At 42.8% G+C, this 22,687-nt stretch carries 17 protein-coding genes; 11 read left to right on the top strand and 6 right to left on the bottom strand.

Going from position 1 to position 22,687, the window contains the following annotated elements:
* Positions 1-2: 2 nt before the first annotated feature.
* On the top strand, positions 3-1,025 hold the full coding sequence (locus A0128_RS09510) for an OmpA family protein (protein WP_069607292.1): 1,023 nt from the start codon (positions 3-5) through the stop codon (positions 1,023-1,025).
* Complete coding sequence (locus A0128_RS09505) at positions 1,025-1,984, top strand: cation diffusion facilitator family transporter (protein ID WP_069607291.1); 960 nt, start codon at positions 1,025-1,027, stop codon at positions 1,982-1,984. Before A0128_RS09510 ends, A0128_RS09505 begins: the two co-directional genes overlap by 1 nt.
* A gap of 9 nt (positions 1,985-1,993) precedes the next feature.
* On the opposite strand, the gene A0128_RS09500 is transcribed toward A0128_RS09505, so the two are convergent.
* Both A0128_RS09500 and uvrA read right to left on the bottom strand, forming a co-directional pair.
* Positions 1,994-3,046: an acyl-CoA dehydrogenase family protein gene (locus A0128_RS09500; protein WP_069607290.1), complete on the bottom strand. Its 1,053-nt coding sequence runs from the start codon at positions 3,044-3,046 to the stop codon at positions 1,994-1,996.
* A gap of 6 nt (positions 3,047-3,052) precedes the next feature.
* The gene (uvrA, locus tag A0128_RS09495) at positions 3,053-5,890 is read right to left on the bottom strand and encodes an excinuclease ABC subunit UvrA (protein ID WP_069607289.1); all 2,838 of its coding nucleotides are present in this window, start codon (positions 5,888-5,890) and stop codon (positions 3,053-3,055) included.
* A 110-nt stretch (positions 5,891-6,000) separates the two neighbouring features.
* Between uvrA and A0128_RS09490 the strand changes: the two genes are divergently transcribed.
* Entirely contained in the window at positions 6,001-7,752 is a 1,752-nt protein-coding gene (locus A0128_RS09490; RefSeq protein ID WP_069607288.1) for a S49 family peptidase, read from the top strand.
* Here A0128_RS09490 and A0128_RS09485 read toward each other — a convergent pair whose 3' ends face one another.
* Together A0128_RS09485 and A0128_RS09480 are read right to left on the bottom strand one after the other, a co-directional pair.
* Complete coding sequence (locus A0128_RS09485) at positions 7,753-8,709, bottom strand: L-threonylcarbamoyladenylate synthase (RefSeq protein ID WP_069607287.1); 957 nt, start codon at positions 8,707-8,709, stop codon at positions 7,753-7,755.
* Positions 8,690-10,324 carry a glycosyl hydrolase family 18 protein gene (locus tag A0128_RS09480; RefSeq protein WP_069607286.1) on the bottom strand — a complete coding sequence of 545 codons (1,635 nt, stop codon included), beginning with the start codon at positions 10,322-10,324 and terminating at the stop codon, positions 8,690-8,692. The genes A0128_RS09485 and A0128_RS09480 overlap by 20 nt, the downstream gene beginning before the upstream one ends.
* A 161-nt stretch (positions 10,325-10,485) precedes the next feature.
* On the opposite strand from A0128_RS09480, the gene A0128_RS09475 reads away from it, so the two are divergent.
* Positions 10,486-11,193: a queuosine precursor transporter gene (locus A0128_RS09475; protein WP_069607285.1), complete on the top strand. Its 708-nt coding sequence runs from the start codon at positions 10,486-10,488 to the stop codon at positions 11,191-11,193.
* A gap of 180 nt (positions 11,194-11,373) precedes the next feature.
* Here A0128_RS09475 and A0128_RS09470 read toward each other — a convergent pair whose 3' ends face one another.
* On the bottom strand, positions 11,374-11,703 hold the full coding sequence (locus tag A0128_RS09470; RefSeq protein WP_069607284.1) for a hypothetical protein: 330 nt from the start codon (positions 11,701-11,703) through the stop codon (positions 11,374-11,376).
* 110 nt (positions 11,704-11,813) lie between these two features.
* Between A0128_RS09470 and A0128_RS09465 the strand changes: the two genes are divergently transcribed.
* On the top strand, positions 11,814-13,328 hold the full coding sequence (locus A0128_RS09465) for a 2-isopropylmalate synthase (protein WP_069607283.1): 1,515 nt from the start codon (positions 11,814-11,816) through the stop codon (positions 13,326-13,328).
* 31 nt (positions 13,329-13,359) lie between these two features.
* Here A0128_RS09465 and A0128_RS09460 read toward each other — a convergent pair whose 3' ends face one another.
* Positions 13,360-13,896, bottom strand: a complete 537-nt coding sequence (locus tag A0128_RS09460) for a DUF1564 domain-containing protein (protein WP_069607282.1) — start codon at positions 13,894-13,896, stop codon at positions 13,360-13,362.
* Positions 13,897-14,207: 311 nt separating this feature from the next.
* Here A0128_RS09460 and A0128_RS09455 point away from each other — a divergent pair, with 311 nt between their 5' ends.
* The 6 genes from A0128_RS09455 (at position 14,208) to A0128_RS09430 (ending at position 22,637) form a co-directional block, all read left to right on the top strand.
* On the top strand, positions 14,208-16,217 hold the full coding sequence (locus A0128_RS09455) for an NADPH-dependent 2,4-dienoyl-CoA reductase (protein ID WP_069607281.1): 2,010 nt from the start codon (positions 14,208-14,210) through the stop codon (positions 16,215-16,217).
* A gap of 83 nt (positions 16,218-16,300) precedes the next feature.
* Complete coding sequence (locus tag A0128_RS09450; protein WP_083244099.1) at positions 16,301-18,679, top strand: SpoIIE family protein phosphatase; 2,379 nt, start codon at positions 16,301-16,303, stop codon at positions 18,677-18,679.
* A gap of 251 nt (positions 18,680-18,930) precedes the next feature.
* Complete coding sequence (locus A0128_RS09445; protein ID WP_069607280.1) at positions 18,931-19,278, top strand: LIC14007 family protein; 348 nt, start codon at positions 18,931-18,933, stop codon at positions 19,276-19,278.
* A 119-nt stretch (positions 19,279-19,397) separates the two neighbouring features.
* The gene (locus tag A0128_RS09440) at positions 19,398-19,868 is read left to right on the top strand and encodes an FKBP-type peptidyl-prolyl cis-trans isomerase (protein ID WP_069607279.1); all 471 of its coding nucleotides are present in this window, start codon (positions 19,398-19,400) and stop codon (positions 19,866-19,868) included.
* Positions 19,869-19,888: 20 nt separating this feature from the next.
* Positions 19,889-21,892 carry an ATP-dependent helicase gene (locus A0128_RS09435; protein WP_069607278.1) on the top strand — a complete coding sequence of 668 codons (2,004 nt, stop codon included), beginning with the start codon at positions 19,889-19,891 and terminating at the stop codon, positions 21,890-21,892.
* 4 nt (positions 21,893-21,896) lie between these two features.
* On the top strand, positions 21,897-22,637 hold the full coding sequence (locus A0128_RS09430; RefSeq protein WP_069607277.1) for a SprT-like domain-containing protein: 741 nt from the start codon (positions 21,897-21,899) through the stop codon (positions 22,635-22,637).
* The last annotated feature ends 50 nt before the right edge of the window (positions 22,638-22,687 follow it).

Here is a 22,687-nt window from a genome sequence, read left to right as displayed (position 1 = left end):
CAATGAAATCCTTTCCAACTTATTCTCTCCTTCTTTTCTTTGCTCTTCTTCTCTCCATCAGCCCGCTTTCTGCGGATGCGTTTTATTATCCCTGGGAATACAATAAGGTCTACAACGAGAAGATCGCCCTTGAAATCGAACTGGATTCCCTAAGAACCAGATACAGAAACGAAACCGAAAATTATAAAAAAGAGAAATTGGAGATCGAATCTAAGATCCGCTCTTTAGAGGAACTTTTAGCGAGGGAGAAAGAATTCCGAGCTAAGGACAACGACTTGAGCGAAGAGAAAATAAAAGCTCTTGAAAATCAGATCGCCGTTTTAAAAGCAAAAAGTACAAACAAAGAAAAGGAACTGATCGAAGAAAACGAAAGACAGGCCAAAAAATTTCGGGAACTCCTGGAAAATCTAAAGGAAGAACTCGAAAAGGAAAGAGCCGCTTGTCAGAAAAAGACCGAAGCCTTACAAAAGGAATATGAGAAAAAGATAGGCGACCTCGAAGCAAGAATCCTCTCTTTGAACGACGAAATCTCCAAACTCAAAAATCTTTCCGAAAATCAAAAGAAAGAATTGGATCGTCTTTCCGATCAGGCCAATGAACTGGAAAATAAACTCACAGATGAAATCAAAAAAGGACAGATCCGTCTCAAACGATTTCACAATCGTCTCGTGATCAATATCGACGACAAAATCTCCTTTGATTCCGGATCGGCCGATCTAAAAAAAGCGATTCTTCCGGCTCTGGATAAGATCAAAGATATTCTCGTAAATTATCCGGGAAATCTCATCATCATCGAAGGACATACGGACAACATTCCGATCCGAACAAAGAAGTTCGCTGACAACTGGCAGTTGTCAGGAGAAAGAGCTCTTTCGGTGCTCCATTACTTTTTAGAAAATAAAAACTTGGACGCGAGAAACCTATCACTGGCGGGTTACGGAGAATTCCAGCCGATCGTGTCCAATGATACTCCGGAAAATCGAGCGCTCAACAGAAGAGTTGATATCGTAGTCGTTCCTCGTTGATGGATGATTTTTTTCAACTCCATCACGTAGAAAGAAGCCAAGAGAAGGGTCTGAAACGATCCATTCTTTTGGCGATTTTTGTTTCGCTTACGATCTTTGTCGTAGAAGTCTTCGGAGGAATCCAGAGCGGAAGTATCGCCCTCCTCGCCGACGCGGGACATATCATCACCGACGCGATCGCACTTTCTCTTTCTTTGATCGCGGTGCTCCTTGCATCCCGCAAACCGAATCCGAAATATTCTTTTGGGTACTATCGAATTGAAATTTTAACATCGCTCGTAAATTCGATTTTGATTTTTGGAATTTCGTTTTATATCTTTTACGAAGCGATTGAAAGATTTCAGAATCAAAAAGAGATTTTGAGTTTTCAAATGTTGATCTTTAGTTCCAGCGGGATCGTTTTGAATCTGATCAGCGCCTGGATTCTATTTCGTTTTAGCAACGAGAATATCAATATCAAATCGGCTTATATCCACGTGCTCAGCGACCTTCTTGCAACGGCGGGCGTTTTGATCGGCTCGATTCTGATCTATTTTACGCAGTGGAACTGGATTGATCCTTTGATTTCCATTTTGATTTCTATTTTGATTTTGCGTTCCGCATGGGGAATTTTCCAGGAAAGCCTTTCCGTTCTTTTGGAATCGTCTCCTCCTACATTCGATATTCCTCATATTCTGGAGCACCTTCGGAAGATTTCAGGAATTCAAAAAATTCTGGATTATCATTTTTGGGCGATTACGAGAGGAGTTCACGCTTGTACTCTGCGTCTTTCCGTTTCGGATCTAAAAACTTCGGGTGAAATCGTCTTTTTGACACAACGGATTCTAAAATCCGAATTCGGGATTGATTTTGTGACCGTTCAGTGTGAGGAATCGGATCTTACCAAAAGAATCGGAACATTAGAGATTCATGATTCTCATGGACCCCAACAAGGTCATCACGGCCACCATCACCACTAAAGGTTTTGTCTAACGCAGCGCTCTGATTTTTTTTAGAATGTTTTTTTGATAGATCGGGGTTTTTCCGGGGTGAATCGAATAAAATAGATTGATGTCCGGAAACAACTTCGTCAATTCCACGCTACTGACACAATCCGTAAACCAAGAGTAAATCAAATCCAGGGAAGTTTCGTAACCGTAAGGATGAACTTCTTCCATTCTAAAATTCGGGTCGTTGTCTTTTTTACGGGAAATCTCCAATATTTTAGAATATAATAATTCTTGAATATCCAGAATTTTTCCGGCGATTCTTGGATCTACGTTGTCTCTTTTTTCTCTGAGAAGAGTTCTTAAAATCAGATCGACGTAACCGCAAAACAACGCCGAGGCGGAAAGCATTTCCGAAAGATGAATTTCAGGCGCGTATCCTTGGTAGTTTAGAAAAACCAAATTCTCCAGAGGAAAGGACAAACCTTCCCCTTTTAGTCTACAGTGGGTCGCTTCCTTAGCGTATTCCAAATCAAAAAGTTCAACTTCCAAACCCGGAGTTTCCAAAGGAAGATAGATCACGTCGTAGGTTTCGTTAGGCGACTTCGCAACTACGAGAAACCCGCTGCAATTGGCTCCGTTGGTCAAAAAAGATTTTGTAAGATCGAGAACAATCCGATCCCCTTCGATCTTGTAGGAACTCGTGATATTCGAGATTCTTCCCTTCCATCCGGACTCGCTCACACCCATGGAAATAATATCTTTCCCGGTTCCAACTCCTTGTAGAAGAGCTTTCACGATCGAAATCGTTTTTTCTCGACCGGGAAGTTTGTTCGTTTCCGTTTCGTTTGCAAATCCTTCCGAGACAAATTTTAAAATTCTTCCGGCGACATTGGTCTGAGCCATGAGCGCGATTCCGATCCCGATTCCTCTCGGATAAGAACCGAGGGTGAAAATCTTTTTATGAAAGCTTTCAAAAGATCCTCCCACGATCGCGTCAAAATATCCTTCTTCCACCAAATACGGAAGAGCGTTTCGAAATACTGAATGATACTCTTCGGATGGAACGGAAGATAAGAATTCTTTTAGATTCATAAGTCCTCAGCCGGTTTTCTTTTTATCGGATGCAAAGATTTTCTTGAGATACTGTCCGGTATAGGAATTTTTCACCTTCGCGACTTCCTTTGGAGTTCCTTCCGCAATCACAAGCCCCCCTCCGTCTCCGCCTTCGGGTCCCATATCGATCAACCAATCGGCTTGTTTGATTACGTCCAGATTGTGTTCGATCACGATCATAGAATTTCCTCGATTGACGAGCGTATGAAGTACTACGGAAAGATGTCTAACGTCTTCAAAATGAAGCCCCGTCGTCGGCTCGTCCAGAATATACAGAGTTCGTCCGGTTGGTCTTTTGGAAAGTTCGGTAGCGAGTTTGATTCTCTGAGCTTCTCCTCCGGAGAATGTGGTAGCCGGTTGTCCGAGTCGAATATAACCGAGTCCGACCTCCATCATCGTTTCCAGTTTTCTTTTTACGATCGGAATATTTTCAAAAAATTGATTCGCGTCCTCGATGGTCATTTCAAGGACATCGAAGATATTTTTTCCTTTATAACGAACTTCTAATGTTTCTTGGTTGTATCGTTTTCCTTTACAGACCTCGCAGGTCACGTAAACATCGGGAAGAAAGTGCATCTCGATTTTAAGAATCCCGTCGCCTTCGCAGGTTTCACATCTTCCACCGCTTACGTTAAAGCTGAATCTTCCGGGTCCGTAACCTCTTAGTTTTGCGTCCTCGAGATTGGAAAACATTTCCCGGATCGGAGTAAAAAGCCCCGTATAAGTCGCCGGATTGGAACGTGGAGTCCTTCCGATCGGAGATTGGTCGATATTGATGATCTTATCGATTTGTTCAAAACCTTTGATAGTCTTGTGTTTTCCCGCTAAGGTCTTCATCTTCATCACCTTGTGGGCTGCGGCGTTATAGAGAATGTCGTTTATCAAAGTGGATTTTCCGGATCCGGAAACGCCGGTAACGACGACTAACTTTCCGAGAGGAATCGTTACGTCGATATTCTTGAGATTGTTTTCTTTGGCTCCGATGATCTGAAGATTAAAACCGTTTCCGTCTCTGAGCTTTTCAGGAATCGGAATCGTCAATCTTCCGGAAAGATATTTTCCGGTGAGAGAATTTTTATCCTTGGCTACGTGTTCCGGAGTTCCCGCACAAACGATCATTCCACCGTGGACTCCCGCGCCGGGTCCCATATCGATGAGCCAATCGGATTCTTCCATCGTTTCGTGGTCGTGTTCCACGACGAGAACCGTGTTTCCCAAATCTCTGAGATTTTTGAGAGTGGCGATGAGTTTTGTATTGTCCCTTTGGTGTAAACCGATCGAAGGTTCGTCAAGGATATAGAGAACTCCCATAAGCCTCGATCCGATCTGAGTCGCGAGACGAATTCTCTGCGCTTCCCCGCCGGACAAGGAACCGGCGCTTCTTTCGAGTGTAAGATATCCTACACCGACGTCGTTCAAGAAAGTAAGCCTCTGATGAATTTCCTTTAAGATCGGTTTGGCGATGATTTCTTCGGAACCGACAACCTTTAGATTCTCCACAAAATGAAGTGCCCTTTCGATGGAAAAGGAAGTAAACTCGTCCACGGGAACGTTATGCACCTTTACTGAAAGACTTTCTCTTTTGAGACGTTTTCCCTTGCAGGTGGGACAAGGATGATTGGTCATATAGGATTCGAACCACTGACGCATCGAATCCGACTTTGTTTCCTTGTATCTCCTCTGAAGATTCGGAATCACACCCTCGTATTCTTTCGTAAATTCGTAGTGAGAATTCGCGCCACGAAAATCATATTCAATTTTTATTTTCTTATCTCCCTGAAGAATTGTCTGTCTCGTTTTTTCGGGAAGATCCTTCCAAGGAGTGTTCATCTTAAATTTTAAAGAATCGGATAAGGACTTGAGAGTCGCCATAAACCAAAAGCCGTTGCTTTTCGAGCCGGCCCAGGCTTCGATACAACCGTCGACGAGAGAAAGTTCCGGATCGTTGATAAGAAGATCTTCATCAAATTCCAATAAACTTCCCAGACCGTCGCAGGTCTCGCAGGCGCCATAAGGAGAATTGAAGGAAAACATTCTAGGAGTGAGTTCGGTAAAACCGATATCGTGTCCGTTCGGACAGGCCATCTTCTGAGAAAGAACGTGGTCCTTGGTTCCGTCGTCCAAGATCACGATTCCTTCGGATTGTTTGAGAGCGGTTTCTACAGAATCTGCGAGCCTGCTTCGGATTCCGTCCTTCATCACGATCCGATCCACGACGATCTCGATGGAAGTTTTAAAATTCTTCTTTAAGACGATCTCTTCGTCCAAGGTTCGGATTTCTCCGTTGATTCTCACCCGATTGAATCCGTCCTTACGAACCTTTTCTAAAACGTCCTTGTGTTCTCCTTTTTTTCCGGAGACGAGAGGCGCCAAGATCTGGAGTTTACTTCCTTGTGGAAACGCAAGTACCCTAGCCGTGATCTGATCGATCGACATGGATTGGATCGGAGTTCCACATTCGGGACAATGAGGTTTTCCGACTCGAGCATAGAGCAAACGGAGATAATCATAAATTTCTGTTACAGTTCCTACAGTGGACCGAGGGTTTCTGTGAGTGGTCTTTTGTTCGATCGAGATCGCGGGAGAAAGACCTTCGATGAGGTCCAAATCCGGCTTTTCCATCTGACCCAAGAACTGTCTTGCATACGCGGATAAACTTTCCACGTATCTTCTCTGGCCTTCCGCGTAGATCGTATCAAATGCAAGAGAGGATTTTCCCGAACCGGATAAACCCGTGATGACTACGAGTTTGTCTCTGGGAATGTCCACGTTGATATTTTTAAGGTTATGCTCTCTCGCTCCCCGAATCCGAATTTCCTGCAATGAATTACCCTCTCACTTTTTAGAATTTATAGCTTCCGAAAATCTGAAAACTCCTTTCCTGAAACAAATTCTTCTTTTTCAGGAAGAAAGCGGTCCCCATACTGGCTTACATGTTTCGAAATTTTCTAAAATTCGTCTTTTTACCTGTTCGTCTGATTTCCCAACTCGTTCGTTGGATTCGATTTCGATTCTTTCGAGGCAATCACTACTTTCTAGAGATTCCTTCCGAATTCTCAAACTACCGAAAGTCTTTCTTTATGAGACTACTTTCCTCCAAAGACGAGGATCTTTTTTTCACCGAATTCTTATTGGAATTAAAACTCCTCTCACAGATTCCCAATCTAAAAAAAGTTTCGATTCTCATCGAACAACCCGAATACGGATTTGGAGAAGCGCTGAGCATCGGAGAAAGACTTCAGATTTTAAAAGAATCCGGAATCGAACTCGAAGGTTTTGCGTTAACGGGAGGACTCAAGTCTCTTTTTCTTTTAGGAATTTGTAATACTCGATTTTGCGCGGAAGCTTCCGAATTTTTTCCGGTTCTTCCTTCGGCGGAATCTTTTTTCTTCGGAAACGCGGGGAGAAAATGGGGAGTCAAAGTTGAGACCTTTCAAAGCGGTCCTTATAAATCGTTCGGAGAATCGTTTCAGAGAGACAAATTTTCTCCAAAGGCAAAGGAGAATCTGGTATCTCTTCTCAAACAGATGACAACGGATCTAGAGAATCTTTTTCAACGTTATACGAAATTCTCCTTAAAAACATTCTCCGAACCTTTTTTATCAGCCAAAGTTTTGAAGGAAAGAAAGTTCATTACCGGATTCTTAAATGAAGAGGACTTTCGGGAGAATTTTCTCTACGAGGCTTATACAAACGAAGGAGAAAAACAAAAACCTCTTACCAAGGAGTTAACTCTTTCGTCCTTGTATCGATTTGCAAAATTAAGAAATTTTAAAGTATTTTCGCGGCGAGAACCGATCGTCGCCGTACTTCCTTTGAAAGGAAGCATTCATCACGATACTTTGGGAAAAGGAGACGGAAAGACGGAAGGAATTTCGTATCACTCCGTAAAAAACGCCCTCAAAGAACTCAGGGATGAAAACGCGGTGAAGGCGGTAATCCTGGAAGTGGATTCTCCCGGAGGTTCCGCGTTCGTTTCCGAACTACTCTATCAGGAAATCCTAAAGTTATCCAAGAAAAAACTTGTCTACGCCTATGTTCAAAACGTTTCTGCGAGCGGAGGTTATTATCTTTCCTGCGGGGCTTCCAAAATTTATTCTTCTCCTTACAGTGTTGTCGGGAGTATCGGAAGTATTTCCCTTCGAATGGATCTCAAGAATCTTTATTCCAAGTTAGGTGTCACCAAGGATCGAGTCGGGTTTTATAAATACAGAGATCTGCTTTCCGAATACGGGCCGATCCACGCGGATTCCAAAAAATTGATGGAACAGGAAATCCGTGAATCTGAGGGTCTTTTTTACAAACGTGTCGCGGATGCGCGTAAGATCAACGTTTCAACACTCGATCAGAGATTTGGGCAAGGAAAGGTTTTTACCGCGAGTCAGTTTTTAAAAGATAAGATGATCGATTCCATCACTGACTTTTTAGGGCTTGTGGAAGATATCAAACAAGAACTCAAAACGGAACGAGTTCAACTACAATACCTTCCGACCCTTTTTACGTTCCAGAGTTTTTTAAAATCTTTGAGACCGAGTTTTTTAAACGTAATAGGCTTTGGTAAGAATGGAATTCTTCCGTCTTGGATGGATGGAAATCTTACAAACGTGGAAGATTCTTTAAAAAAGAAATTTCTTTTTTCAGAAGGTGAAATTCTATTTCGATCCAAGTTTTGGACTCAAGGATAATCATTTTGAGGCGGCCTTTGTGATTCGATTCAAAAGGGCGTCCTTTCCTCTTCCTTCTTTTGGAATCTCACAATAGGCTTCTGCGATTTTTCTCCGATCACATTCCACAAAAAAGGAATAGAGAAATTGCATATAGTCTTCGTTCGTAAAAACTTGAATTTGATAAGTGACATCTTTGTAAAATTGAAATCCGATCTGAGCCGCGTCTTGAGGCACGTTCTCCAGACTTTCCGTTAGAATCACCTTACAAACCGGAGCGTAGTGTCTGTATTTGAGCCCGGGACTGATCGGGGCATCGGTCGAAGTATTCTGCGTTTTGTCCTTCGATATCAATACTTGAAGTTCCGGAAGAATTTCTTTGAGATCTTGAAAGTCCACAAATCCTGGACGTAGCAGAATTGGAGGATCGGACGTAAAATCGATCACAGTCGATTCGATTCCGATCTTCGGTTCTTCCCCTTTCAGAATACAATCCACCTTCCCGGAAAATTCCTCTAAAATATATTCCATTTTTGTTAAGGATGGTTTTCCGGAAAGATTGGCCGACGGGGCCGCCACGGGAACATTACAAAATTCTAAAAAAGAATGCGCAGTTGGATTGGATGGAATTCTTACCGCTACCGTCTTCAGATCCGCGGTAAAAAGATTCGGATCTTTTTTCGAGAAAATTCCCGTAATCGCACCCGGTGAAAATTTTTGAAAGACGAGTTCACCGGCCGGATTTACGGAAGCGCAAACTTTCAGAGCGGCGATATTTTCAACGTGAAGAATGAGAGGATTATCGGAGGGTCTTTTTTTTACTTCGTAGATTCTTCTGCAAGCTTTGTGATCGAAGGCGGAAGCTCCGATTCCATAAACGGTTTCGGTTGGAAAGATAACGAGCCCTCCCCGAAGCAAAACTTTTGCTGCTTCCAAGGGAGAGTCTGTGATGAGAGTGTTAACCTTGTTTTCTGGCAACTTTCTCCGCGTGCAGGCGGTTTGCGTTTGCTTCTTCCGGTGTTTGTTGAGCGTCCTTTGCGGGAGCGTTCGGATCTTTTACCGGCTCTTTGATTTTTTCCACAGGAGGAAGTTTATTAGAAACCAATAATTCTAGGTAGTCGTTGATTCCAGGATCGTTGTCGCTGATCAACTGCCAAAAAGAAAATCCGCCCAAATCGTATTGTCTCAAAAGACTCATCTTTTCTTCAAAGGCTTTCCGGTTCATGTAGAACGCAACTCGATCACAACCCTCGGACTTATACCAAATGCTCGGATCTTCGTAGGTTTTTCCAGTATGAACCCAGGAAAATTTGGAGAGATTGGTCCAAGTGCTTGAGTTTTTTGTATTGGCCATAATCTGATCGATGTTAGTCGGTTGTCTGTGAACTCCCAAATCCTTTTTACGAACCGCGTCCATATAATAAACCGATTTGATCTTCGAGTTACAGTTGAGAGCCCAGTCGTAACCGTAAGTCGGGATCGCCATATACAACTGACGAGAAGGAACTCTTGCTTTTGCGTATTCTATGATACTTTTGATCCAAGTGTTCGGCGCTTGAGGTCCCGGTCCCGGATTTCTATATTTACGAGGATGAAGTTCGTATGCCATAATCTTAATACGATCCGCATACTTTGCGAGAAAGGCGTAGTCGTGTGTCATCGGCCCTCTCCAGTTTTCTGCGTAATCCATCTTGATTTTTTCTTTTAGGCCTTTGCAAGCTTTGAAGGTTTCCTTTTTAGCAGGAGTTTTCGGGTGAACCGCAACTGACAAAATTTTTCCGCGTTTATGAACTTCTTTGGAAAGAATGACTATGAATTCCTCAAACTTTTCTTTTTTCTCGCAGCTCATTCCTTCGTAGTCGATATCGATTCCGTCATAGCCGTATGTATCGAGTTCATGAAGAATGTTTCCGAGATGTTTGTCTCTGATATCGTTACGCCCGTTCATTCCGATGTTCTCGGAAATCTTTTCGTATTTGTTTTCCCAACGGAAAATGGTAGGAATGATTTTTACGTTTGGATTTAGTTTTTTGAGCTCGGCCACACGCTCGTGTTTTTGAGTGCTTCCCCAACTCGAATAAAGGTCTCCGTTATTGGTTTCACGACCTTTCATTCCATAGATAAAAGGGTGGATTTCATTGTAGAGATGAACGGTCTTTTTCATCGCTTCATAATCCGAAAACCAAGTGGATGCGCGAAAGGTTGTATTGTCATCCGCCATAGGAAGCAAGGTCGCCTCCGGCATATCTCCGTCGTCTTTTCCAAAGGAGAAAAAACCGGATTTAGAAGAATCAGAATCCGGAGTTGAGTTTGTGCTTTCGGTCTGATTGACAGGTTTATTGAGAAAGAAAAGATCTCGAATTCCGTCCATAATTCCAACGGAACTCGCGCGGACCGTTTCTGACTGATTTGCAATTGCGGAGTTGTCTTTTTTGAGAAGATTGATCCCTAAGGAGAAAGAGAGAACGGATAATAGAAACCAGGTTAAAGAATAGAATAAGATCTTCTTTTTAGGTTCTGAATTTCTCGGGAATGGAACCGGTTGACTGAGTCCGTCCGGGATTTTGTGTTTGTCTTCTTGTTCGTTTGCCATTGTGTTAACTGTCTTATTATCGAATCAAAGAGGCAGAAAATAAAGAAGTTTCCTAAGTCTTTGATTTGAGGATCCTCTTCCAGAGATTTCGAGGTTGGAGGACTGTCAAATGGTTCTTTTTACAAGTTGACGAATTCCAATAGCATCGGAAAAAACCGCTTATGCCTCTCTCGAAACCTCTGAAATTATTTATCGCCTTAAACGCATTCTTTCTCACGTTTCTGATTCTTGCTGAAGTAACGGGTTCTAAACTTTTTGTCTCTTTCGGATTTACGCTCACGATGGGAGTAATCCCCTTTCCTGTGACGTTTATCGTAACCGATCTTTTAAACGAATATTACGGCCGTAAAGGTGTGCGTTTTACGACTCTCGTTGGAATGGTCATGATCTTTGTGGCGTATTTTCTATTGATGTTGGATATGCGGATTCCAGCGGCTGCCAATTCTCCGGTAGACGATCATTCCTTCAATATTGTCTTTGGGAATTCGGGAAAGATCATCATAGGTTCGATCGTAGCTTATCTGGTCGGTCAGCTCATTGATATTCAGATCTTTCACTTTCTAAGAGTTAAAACCAAGAACAAATATATCTGGCTTCGTGCGACCGGTTCTACGATCGTTTCTCAACTCGTGGATTCCTTTGTGGTGATCTATATCGCCTTGAGCGGTGGAAAGCTGAGCTTTGAAGAATTGAATCAAATTTCTACGAATAACTTTATCTACAAATGTGGAGTTGCCGTTGCTATTACCCCGCTTATCTACGGAGCTCATAAATTCATCGATTGGTATTTGGGAGCGGAAGCCGAAAAGATGATTTTGGCCGCGACAAAAGAAGGCAGATCCGATGTGGAACCGATTTCACCGGGTTGAACAACCTTTGACTTAAAATCTCTTCTTTCGGACGACTCGAAGCCCTTTGAAAAGAGGTTTTCACGGAAGAATCCAATCCAAATTCAAAAAATTGAATTCGATTCTCCCCATTTTTATATCCTTACGAGGATAAGAATTTTTTACAGAAATCCAATCGCGACTTTTTAGAGACAAAAAAACTCACTCAAAATAAAACCAGATTCGATTCTTCCAAGGATCCAAAACGGAAACATATTTCAAATCTTGAGTTTCCAGAGAAAACCCGCGACTCAAAAGAAGAATCTTAAAATTCTCCCATTCGCTTTTTGAAATCTGAAAGGTCAAGGTTCCGGCGCTGACAGGACAATTTTTGGATTCCTTGCTAAAAATGAGCGTGGCTCCATTCTCCCAGAAAAGTTCGGAATGAACTTTAGAACTTTTGCGGATTTTGAGACCAAAAAGCTCCGAGTAGAGATTTGCCGAGACGGAGCTATCGGAAGACTGAAAATTAGAAGCGTAGAATTGGATCATAGTTTTTCAAATTACATTCGAAGAGGAAGAATGCGGATTCTTCCTGTTTAATTGGTTGTCTAAAGAGTAAAACCGAAAATATTGGAAGAAGAATTTTTTGCGAGTAAAAGATGGCAACAGAAGATCAGAAAGATTACGTTCGAATTTTTGATACTACTCTTCGGGACGGAGAACAATGCCCCGGAGCCGCGATGACTGAGAATGAAAAACTCGAGATCGCCGCGCAACTCGCAACGATGAAAGTCGATATCATTGAAGCGGGTTTCCCCGTTTCTTCCCCGGTTCAATTTCAAGCGGTAGAAAGAATTGCAAGAGAAACGGAAGGACCGATCATCGCGGCCCTCGCAAGAGCCATGAGAGCCGATATCGAATCCGCCTCGAAAGCCCTTCAACCGGCAAAAAAAAGAAGAATTCATACATTCATAGCATCTTCTCGGATTCACATGAAATTCAAATTGGGAAAAGAACCCAAAGAAGTTCTGAAGATGGCGATCGAAGCCGTCAGACTTTGTAAAGAGTTTGTGGAAGACGTTGAGTTTTCTCCGGAAGACGCAACCAGGAGCGAACCGGAATTCTTAAGAGAACTTTGCGAGGCAGTGATTGAAGCCGGCGCAACTACCATCAACATTCCGGATACGGTCGGTTATACGACGCCGGCGGAATACGGAAACCTATTCAAATTTTTGATTATGAATGTTAGGGGCGCCGAGAAAGCCATCTTCTCCGCTCACTGTCACAACGACCTTGGACTGGCAACTGCAAATTCTCTTGCGGCCGTTCAAAATGGAGCTCGTCAGATCGAATGTACGATCAATGGAATCGGAGAAAGAGCCGGAAACACCGCTATGGAAGAAGTCGTGATGGCGATGAGAACTCGAAAAGATACTTTAGGAATTCAGACTCGAATCAAGACGGAAGAAATCGCAAGAGCTTCTTATCTCGTAAAGACAATCACGGGAATGCTTGTTCAACCCAATAAGGCTATCGTCGGAGCCAACGCATTCGCTCACGAATCCGGTATTCATCAAGACGGTGTGATCAAACACAGAGAAACCTATGAGATCATGAAACCCGAAACGGTCGGACTTTCTTCTAATCGAATGGTTTTAGGAAGACACAGTGGAAGGGCCGGTTTCAAGGATAGAATCGTTAAGCTCGGTTTTTCTCCGCAACCGGAAGAATTGGAAGCCGCTTATCAGAGATTTTTAGAAATCGCTGATAGAAAAAAAGAGATCTATGACGAAGACATTCGCGCCCTTTTTTCGGATGAGACAAGAAAGTCCACTGGGGATCGTTATCAACTGGAAGGTTTTACGGTTTCTACGGGCACCAAAAGTACTCCGACCGCAGGTGTGAGAATCTCCATAGACGGTCACGTTCGAGAAGAATCCGCTACCGGGGATGGACCTGTCGATGCGATCTATAAAGCGATTCAAAAAACTACGGGGATGGATCCTGAAGTTTCCAGACTCGTTATTTCTCCAGTTACCGAGGGTCAGGATGCCATGGCAGAGGCTTCCGTAACTCTGGAATACAAGGGAGAGAGGGTTGTTGGAAAAGGGAGTTCTACTGATATTATAGAGGCTTGTTCCCGAGCTTATATTTCGGCCCTCAACCGACTTTAGTTTTTTTGAATGTGTTTTTCGGAGATCCTTTTTAGGAAGGAATCGTATGAAAACCGAAGGGGGAGAAGCCCATTAAAGGGTTGGGTTCGAAGTCGAGTTCTCTGGAGATTCGGTTTTTCTCTAAATTTAGAGTCCAGATCATTCTGTAAATCCCGTGAAACCTAGGAACTCCTTGGTTTAAAGTTTCTACGATAGAATCCCCGACTCCAATATCATCCAACCAGAGCATATAATTAAATAGAAAACAACGTGACACTCCGTGTGCCGCCGCCAAAGCCCCCAGCATCGCCCAAGCGCCAGTGTTTACCCGAATACTCATCTTCTTCATCTTTCCAACGCCCCGATTGTATTTAACCTTTCCCGCCCTCCAGTGAAGCCTCTTCATAGAAGAGGCATACTTCGTATATCTTCTCAGAAGATAAGGTAATTTCCTCGAAAGAATTCTCCTTTCTTTCAAATCCAAATCATTCCAACGCGAGAATGGGATAAGAATCGAATCCGTTCCCATTTCCCCTTCTATCAAAACCGAATTAATTTTTTCCTGAGAATTGAGTGAAAGAAGTTCCATACAAGGGACGGTTCTTCCAAATCTCGGCTCAGAGGATAATTCACCTAAAAAGAACTGAAAAATTCAAAAAAAATCGGATCCGAAGAATTCTTAGAAAATAAAAAAGCAAAAGAACCCGCCGCTTTTCTTACCCAAAAAATAGAAGAAAGAAGATCCAATTCCTTCTCTAAAAGTAATATTTCCGAACACAGTTCGCAACTTAGTTTGATCGCAAACTAAGTATTTTTTCCGCCAAAGAATTCTCTTGCCCGATTATAGGTCCCTTTTCAAGGTAGAAACCAAAGATCTTCCTCCCTATACAAAGGTTAGTTATGAAATATTCAGAAATTTTTCAACCGATCCAACTCGGTTCGATCACCCTTCCTCACAGAGTAATCATGGGATCCATGCACTTAGGACTTGAAGGAATGCCAATGACCGCAGAAAGAATGATTGCCTTCTACGGAAGAAGGTTCGACGGCGGGGCTTGTTTTATAACCACCGGAGGAATCTCCGTCAATCACGAAGGAAAAGGGTCCAATATCTTCTTTAACTTTCAAAAAGAAGAAGATTGTAAAGAACTCTCGATCGTAGCGAACGCGCTCAAACCGAAAGGAGTCTTCTGCGCCCAACTCTTCCACGCGGGAAGATATGCCTATCACAGAGAACTCGTAGCTCCTTCCCCTCTGAGAGCGCCGATCAATCGTTTTATTCCGAAAGCCCTTACGGAAGAGGAAGCGTGGAGAACCATCGAAGATTTCGGAGATTCGGCAGTCAAAGCCCGAGAAGTGGGATTTGGTGCGATCGAAATCATGGGAAGCGAAGGATACTTAGTAAACCAATTCTTCTCACCCGTTACCAATCAAAGAGAGGACTTCTTCGGAGGAACTCCCGAAAAGAGAATGAACTTCGCGATCGAAGTGATGAAGAACGTCCGCAAAAAAGTAGGAAAGGATTATCCCGTCGTCTACCGTATGTCCGGAATCGATCTCATCCCCGGTAACCCAACCTTTGAAGAAGTCGTTACACTCGCCGAGAAACTCAAAGAAAACGGAGCCGATGCATTGAACATCGGAATCGGATGGCACGAATCTCGAATTCCAACGATCTCGATGCTCGTCCCAAGAGGAGCCTGGGCGAAAATATCAGGAAAGATCAAAGAAAAAGTCAAGGACATCCCGATCATCGCGTCCAACCGAGTGAACATGCCGGAAACCATGTCTCGGATTCTCAAGAATCACGAAGCGGACCTCTTGAGTATGGCGCGACCTTTTTTAGCGGACCCCGATATTCTCAACAAAATCAAAGCCGATCAGGAAGAAAGAGTCAATACTTGTATCGCCTGCAATCAAGCCTGCTTAGATCATACTTTCAAAGAGCAGATGGTTTCTTGTCTTGTAAATCCATCCGCAAACCGCGAATTGGAAATCAGCAAATGGAAGAATGCGGAAAAGAAACACGTAGTCGTCATCGGCTCTGGACCTGGCGGTCTCGAATCCGCAAGAATCAGCGCGATCCGTGGACACAAGGTTACAGTCTTGGAAGCTTCGGATAAGATCGGCGGACAACTCAATCTCGCAGCACAAATCCCCGGTAAATCGGAATTCTTTGAAACGATTCGTTACTTTAAAAACGAGCTCAAAAATCTCGGAGTGGAAATTCAATTCGGTCACCAAGCAACGTTAGACAGCATTCTCGCCCTCAAGCCGGACGCGGTGATCTTTGCAACCGGAGTCAAACCGAGAGAATTTTCCCTTCCCGGAATTGAAAAAAAGAAAACCGCATCTTACGCGGACTATCTTTCCGGAAAATTTACGCCCGGTAAAAAAGTAGCCGTCATCGGAGGCGGAGGAATCGGATGCGACGTCGCCCATAAACTCACCGAAGAAGAAGCGCCAACGATCGATTCTTACTTTCATAAATACAACGTAATGTCTTATACAAAAGCGCAGATCCAACCCGAAAAATCGGATCGTAAAGTTTCCATCTTCCGAAGATCGGGAAAGATCGGTTCAGGACTCGGCGCCACAACTGCTTGGGCCCTTCTCCAAGAATTAGAATCAAAAGAAGTCGGTTTTTATACTTCTCTCAGTTATAAGGAAGTTACCGACAAGGGTCTCGTCGTAGAAACTAAAAAGGACGGCCCTGTGACGATCGAGTGTGATTCGATCATTCTCTGTGCGGGTCAGTTGAGTGAAGTTTCTCTCTACGAAGAATTCAAACAAAAGGTTTCGAATATTCCGACGTTCCTCATCGGAGGAGCAAAGGACGCTTCCGGGATCGACGCAAAACGCGCGATGTTGGAAGGATTCGAAGCCGCACTCACTATCGGAGTAAACTAAAACGAAAAATTTTTAGAATTTCTCTCATCTCACGCTCTCCTCCGAACACATCGAAGAACCGTTTGTGTTAGGAGGAGAATCGCTTGTCTTCAAAATTCAGCCCTATTCTCATCATTCTTTCCGTCCTTTTCCTTTCTTGCGAACCGGAATTCCAACCGGCGACAAACCGGGATCCGGTCCTCGATCTTTCGGGAGATTGGGAAATCGAAACGAACACGGAAGAATTTTCCTTGGCCTTAGCGCCAAATCGCAAATCCAAAAAGACGGTCCCAGTTCCCTCCAACCTTCAAAAATGGATTCAATCGCCAAACGAAGGCGTTTTACTAAGAAAGAAATTTTTCAAATCCTCAGAAGAACCACACTTTCAAAGTCTTTGTTTAGGAAAGATCTCGGATCAGGCCCGGGTCTTTTTGAACGGAACCGAACTAACGGAAGAATTATTTTCTCAGTATCAAAATTCGATTCCTCAAGGTTATGATCGAACTCGAATCTATAGAATTCCGCAGTCGATTGTCCGAGAGGAAAACACAGTAGAAGTATTTGTAAAACCGTACTTCGAATACGAGTTTGGAATCCTTTCCGGTCCGATCAGCGTCGGGCCTTCGGTCGCCATTTGGAAAGAATTTTATTTCTCCGAGATAGGAGGACTTCTTTTGTTCTCCTCTTTTCTTTTGATCGGAGGATTCTTTTTGTTTCTTTCTCTGAGGGAAAAACTAAAAAACGAGAATTTTTATTTCGGCCTCTTTCTCATTTTCTTTTCGTACTATCAGATTTCCTTGAGCGAATTCAAATATCTCACCGGATTGGAAATTTTATACTTAAAGAAATTAGAATATACTTTTTTAGTCTTTTTGTTTCCTCTTTTTTGTAGATTCCTTACCGCGATATTGCGAAAGCAGAGAAATCGGTTCCAAAAAATCTTAGAAATGTTTTCCATTCTTCTCGGAGTTGTGTTTTGGTTTTTGCCAACCGTATCCGACTTGGACTGGACCAATCGTATCTTTCATCAAACGCTCTGGGTCGGCTATGTCGGGCTTTCTCTCAAACTGATTCTTCCCAACCTCAAAAACAGAAAGGATTTTAGAAGAATTCTTTTTGGAATTTTCTTTCTCGTTGCTTGCGTCGGAATCGACACACTTTCAGAAAGAGGAAATTTTTCGATGATTCGTCTTTCCGGCTTTGGAGTCAGCGGCTTCCTATTCTTTCTAACCTTGATTCTCGCTGATAAATTTGTAGGAATGAAGGAAAAACTTAAGACCTGGAACCTCGTTTTGGAAGAAGGAATCCGCAAGCGGACAAAGGAACTAACGCAGAGTCTTCAAGAAATCAAAATACTAAAAGAACAACAAGACGGAGATTACTTTCTTATCACCCTTCTCTTTCAGCCCTTTCTTTCCAAAGAAGTTAAAAGTGATTCGGCAAACATCGAAGTCTACAGAAAACAATACAAACGATTTCAATTTAAGAATCGAAACTATGAAATCGGAGGCGACGTGGTTCTAAACGAAACTGTTTTAATTTCCGGACTCGAATATCAGGTTCTGATCAACGCCGACGCAATGGGAAAATCTCTCCAAGGAGCAAGCGGGGCTCTGATCTTTTGTTCCATTGTAAAAAGCTTTTTACAAACGCCCGATTACGAATTTAGAAGTCCTGAGAATTGGCTTTTTCTGCTTTATAAAAATCTTCAAGCCGTTTTCGAATCTTTTGACGGAAGTATGCTCGTTTCATCCATTCTTTCCTTGTATAGAATCGAGACAGGAGATCTCTTTTTTCTCAATTGCGAACACCCGCCCATCGTACTCTTGCGAAATCAACGGGTAAGTTATCTTTCGGAGGATTTGATTCTTAGAAAGATTGGATTTCCGAATTCGGAACTTCCGGTGCAAGTGTTACATTTTTCCGTTTTGTCGGGAGATACGATTCTCTTTGGTTCCGACGGACGCGAGGATTTGTTTCTCCCTCTGGAAACAGATCCCTCTCAAAAGCAGAAGACTTCTTCTCCGGAACTGTTTCTCAAAACCGTCCAGGATTCCGTACCGAGTCTTGAAATTTTGGAGAATAGAATCCGAAGTTTTGGAGAACTCTCGGACGATCTGAGTTTTCTGAAAATACAAAGAACCGCCGGAAGAATCGAAATTCATTCCTATTTGGAAAGTGACTCTTATATTCGAAAGGGAAAGGAGGCGATTCAAAGAGGGGAATTGCAAAGGGCTGCTTCTTTCTACGCGAAAGCTTCGATTCTCCGCCCTGCAGATTTTCAGCTCGCGAAGATCTGTCTCCTTTTGGCAAAGAAAACCCAGAATTTCAAACTCATTCGACTTTTCTCGGAAAAGATAACTCTCCGGTCGGAAGGTTTGTTTCTGAAAAATCCCGAGACCGGAATTTCTCGGGCAGTCACAAAACTTTCCACGGAAAAGAGGTCGGAATTTGGAGGCAAAGAAAGAAAAAAAGCTTCATAAAACGTCTTTCAAAGAATTATTTGTTGTAATTGTTTCAATTCTATATTATAAGTCATAATTAATTCATTCTTTGGGAAAGATTCGAGCACTTTTCTGGGGTATGAACCGAGTGAATCAGTCTCCTAATCTCCTGTTCACTGGATTGCCGTCTAAAGCCAGCTCGCTTGCTGGGGTAGAATCCAATTCCTCTTTTGTAAATCGGGAATTCGGATTCATCCCCGGAATTTTATTCCTTGGGTGGACTTATGAATATGAAAATCTATTCCGGCGCCTTTACTTCTCTCAGAGTGGAACAACCTCCTTTATTCGTTACCAAGAACGGACTCAAAAGAAAGATCTCCGTCCAAGAACCGCAAAAGGTTCTGGAAAAATCCATTGCCTACAGTTTAGAAAAAAATGTTCTTCTGATTTCCTATACACTTCTTTTGGATCATACCGGCGACAGTCGAATCGCGGAAAATAGCTATCTAAGATTCTCCGAAAGATTCAGAGAAACATTTACCCAAGACTCTTGGTTCTTTTTATCAAATCGAATCGAAACCTTTCTCAAAGAATACGAACAAACCAAATTGGATTTTCAGTATGAATCGGAATTCTGAATAAAATTCTGATTGAGTTAAACCGCGCACAATTTAGCCTGAATAGTACTTAGATTCCGGTATTTTTCTGACGTCCGATTCCTGCCAGAATTTTGAATTTATCCTATTTGGAGCTATCCATGAAAACTAGAGTGATTACTTTTCATTACACCCTTCACGATACAGAAGGCAATCTGATCGATTCTTCCGAGGGCAAGGCACCCCTTTCTTATATGGAGGGCGTCGGTCATATTATTTCTGGGCTGGAAGAGGAAATGAAAAAGATGTCAACCGGTGAGAAAAAAAGAATCAGTGTAGAAGCAGAAAATGCCTACGGCTTAAAAGATCCCGATTTGATCTTCGATGTTCCGAGATCACAATTTCCTCCGAACGAGGATCTACAAGTTGGAATGATGTTTCAAACCGACGAACCGGACAAAGTTTTTACAATCACCGAACTCCAAGACGAATCCGTCATCGTCGATGGAAATCATCCTCTCGCGGGTATCAACCTCGTATTCGACGTAGAACTTACTGAGATTCGGGAAGCAACCGACGAAGAGGTTTCTCACGGACACGTTCACGGAGAAGGTGGACATCACCACCACTAGGAGATCGTTCCCCAACATTCATGTCCTGGAAGGAAGAATTAAATTCAGCTCAATTGGAAGCTGTCCTTACCCAGGACGGACCGGTGCTCGTCCTAGCGGGCGCCGGAACCGGTAAAACAAAAACCATTATCAGCCGGCTTGCACAGCTGGTTTCTTCCGGAATTCCCGCCTCTTCCATTTTACTTCTTACCTTCACACGAAAAGCATCGAGAGAGATGATTCTCAGAGCATCTTCTTTAGGAGACGCGCGTTGTGGCGAAGTCCAAGGCGGAACCTTTCATTCTTTTTGTAGCTCCGTGCTCCGAAGGTTCGCGCCCGTCCTTGGACTTTCCTCGGATTTTACAATCTTAGACGAAGCCGATTCCTTAGACGTATTTCAGTTTTTAAGAGGCGAAAGAGATTTCGGAAAGACAAAGACCCGTTTTCCGTCCAACGAAACCCTTGTCGGAATCCACAGCGAAATTCAAAATACGGGAAGAATCCTTTCGGATATATTAGAAAAAGATTATCCGTCTTTCCTACAAAGATCGAACGATATCATACAAATTTTCGAAGATTATAAAATTTATAAAAAGGAAAGATCCCTTTTGGATTACGATGATCTTCTTTTTTTCACACGGGATCTGCTCGCAAATCATTCCGGGGTTCGTTCCGCCCTTTCCGAGAGATATCGTTTTGTCATGGTGGATGAATTTCAGGATACGAATAAGATTCAAGCCCATATTGCCTGTCTTCTCGCGGCGGAACACCGAAATCTTATGGTGGTCGGAGACGACGCGCAGTGCATCTATACGTTTCGCGGCGCCACGGTCCGAGGAATATTAGATTTTCCTAAAATATTTGAAAATACAAAAACCATTTTTTTAGAGAAGAATTACCGAAGTACACCTGCGATTCTCAACCTCGCAAACGCAGTGCTTCAAAATTTTTCCGAAAAATACGAAAAATTCTTATTTACCGATAATGAAAACGGGCCTCTTCCTTCCGTGCTTCAATTTACGGACGAACTGGAAGAAGCGGAAGGGATCGCCGAAATCCTACTCCAAAAAAAAGAAGAAGGAATTCCTTTCAAACGGATGAGTGTTCTTTTTCGCGCGGGTTGGAATTCCAATCAACTCGAACTCGTATTAGCAAAACGAAATATCCCTTTCGTTAAATTCGGCGGAAGAAAATTTATCGAAACCGCGCATATCAAGGACTTACTTTCCTTCTTAAAACTTCTCATAAATCCTCTGGACTCCGTCTCTTGGATTCGAGTCTTAAAATTGATCCCAGGAATCGGAAACGCAAAATCAAACGAAATCTTAGAAAAGGTTCGAAGTTCTTCCGGAAAGATGAACGCGCTCCAGGAAGAAACGAGTTCCAATCTTAAAAAATATCTTTCACCACTTTATCATCTCTATCAAAAACATTCAGAGTCCAAATCGGAAGTAAAAACGATCACATCCGATTTTATCGATTACTACCGAGTCCTTTTGGAAAAAAATTACGACGATTCCAAACGTAGATCGGAAGATCTGGATTCCGTGCTTGGATTTGCTTTGAAGTATTTTTCTTTGTCCGATTTTCTCTCAGACCTAACCATGGATCACGCCTCTTTGAGTTTGGAAAAAATCAATCCGGACAATTCGGAAACCGATCTCTTAAACCTCTCTACGGTTCATTCCGCGAAAGGTCTGGAGTTTGATCTCGTATTCGTTTTGAACGCGACCGAAGGTTCTTTTCCCTCCAGCAGAAACACGGACACGGAAGAAGAGCGAAGACTTTTTTACGTGGCGATTACCCGTGCCAGAAAAGAACTCTATCTTACAAGGCCTTCTTTGGCTCAATCCAGATCCGGTCCTTATTATACGAAGTTGTCGCGTTTCTTAAGCGAAATCCCTTCTCCGGAAAAGGTTTATGAACTCAAACTTGTTTCCACAAAATCGGTTCCCAAATCGGAACTCGGTGCAAGCGCCGGCTCCGCCGGCGGGAAAAACGTTTCCGAATCGTTTTCCAGAATCCAAGACTATTTCGGAAACTGATCCTATGATTTTGGCATTTGAAAAACAAAAATCAAAACCGTCTTTGGATAAAACTCAGGCTCTTCTTGAAAACAAAGTATTCGAATTCTTGAATGTTCGAGGCGGAAAAATTTTACATGGAAAAAAGGTTCGTTATAAATTCTACCCTTACGCAAACTTAGGAAGTGCGATCCGAATCTCCTCGGGGGTTCTGGAGTTTAAAATCCATTCGGCGTATTTAGAATCGGATTCTCTGGAGACTGTCGTTGAATTGCTTCTTTGCAAACTTCTCAAACTCCCGATTCCAAAGACGATCGAAGAGCGGATTCAAAATTTCTACGAAATTCATTCCAAGCAAAAATTGGAAAGGAGCAAGCGTAAAAAAAGAATAGAATCCTCCGACTCTAAAAACGCGATTCTCAAAGAGATGCTCCACAGAATCAACGAAACGTATCTCGGAGTCGATCTTTCGGATATCGAAATCTATTGGGGAAAAGGAAATTCCAAAACGAGATTGGGTCATTTTGATCCTTCTCACAAAATGATCGTCATCAATCCGATTTTAGGAAGGCAGATCGTTCCCGTTTTTGTTTTGGAATACATCGTATTTCACGAACTTTTACACGTTTACCTTCCCGCGACGAGAAAAAACGGAAAAAATGTGATCCACGGAAAAGAATTTCGAGCCTTGGAAAGGAAATATCCGGACTACTTGAGGGCCAATCAATGGCTCAAGTCCAAATATCACCAATCCATAAATCTCTAATTTTCAAAAATTGAATGTTTACAGACTTGGAATCCGGTGTAAAGTTTGAT

Origin of the sequence: Leptospira tipperaryensis (genome assembly GCF_001729245.1) — a bacterium.
GTDB classification, from domain to species: Bacteria; Spirochaetota; Leptospiria; order Leptospirales; family Leptospiraceae; genus Leptospira; species Leptospira tipperaryensis.
Note: the sequence above shows the minus strand (reverse complement) of the source record. Positions and strands in the feature narration are given on the sequence as shown.

Coding starts and splice junctions, on each gene's coding strand:
- A0128_RS09465 (WP_069607283.1), top strand. CDS start 11,814: ATGGCAACAGAAGATCAGAAAGATTACGTTCGAATTTTTGATACTACT.
- A0128_RS09440 (WP_069607279.1), top strand. CDS start 19,398: ATGAAAACTAGAGTGATTACTTTTCATTACACCCTTCACGATACAGAA.
- A0128_RS09435 (WP_069607278.1), top strand. CDS start 19,889: ATGTCCTGGAAGGAAGAATTAAATTCAGCTCAATTGGAAGCTGTCCTT.
- A0128_RS09460 (WP_069607282.1), bottom strand. CDS start 13,896: ATGGAACTTCTTTCACTCAATTCTCAGGAAAAAATTAATTCGGTTTTG.
- A0128_RS09445 (WP_069607280.1), top strand. CDS start 18,931: ATGAAAATCTATTCCGGCGCCTTTACTTCTCTCAGAGTGGAACAACCT.
- A0128_RS09480 (WP_069607286.1), bottom strand. CDS start 10,324: ATGGCAAACGAACAAGAAGACAAACACAAAATCCCGGACGGACTCAGT.
- A0128_RS09455 (WP_069607281.1), top strand. CDS start 14,208: ATGAAATATTCAGAAATTTTTCAACCGATCCAACTCGGTTCGATCACC.
- A0128_RS09430 (WP_069607277.1), top strand. CDS start 21,897: ATGATTTTGGCATTTGAAAAACAAAAATCAAAACCGTCTTTGGATAAA.
- A0128_RS09505 (WP_069607291.1), top strand. CDS start 1,025: ATGGATGATTTTTTTCAACTCCATCACGTAGAAAGAAGCCAAGAGAAG.
- A0128_RS09510 (WP_069607292.1), top strand. CDS start 3: ATGAAATCCTTTCCAACTTATTCTCTCCTTCTTTTCTTTGCTCTTCTT.
- A0128_RS09500 (WP_069607290.1), bottom strand. CDS start 3,046: ATGAATCTAAAAGAATTCTTATCTTCCGTTCCATCCGAAGAGTATCAT.
- A0128_RS09470 (WP_069607284.1), bottom strand. CDS start 11,703: ATGATCCAATTCTACGCTTCTAATTTTCAGTCTTCCGATAGCTCCGTC.
- A0128_RS09475 (WP_069607285.1), top strand. CDS start 10,486: ATGCCTCTCTCGAAACCTCTGAAATTATTTATCGCCTTAAACGCATTC.
- A0128_RS09490 (WP_069607288.1), top strand. CDS start 6,001: ATGTTTCGAAATTTTCTAAAATTCGTCTTTTTACCTGTTCGTCTGATT.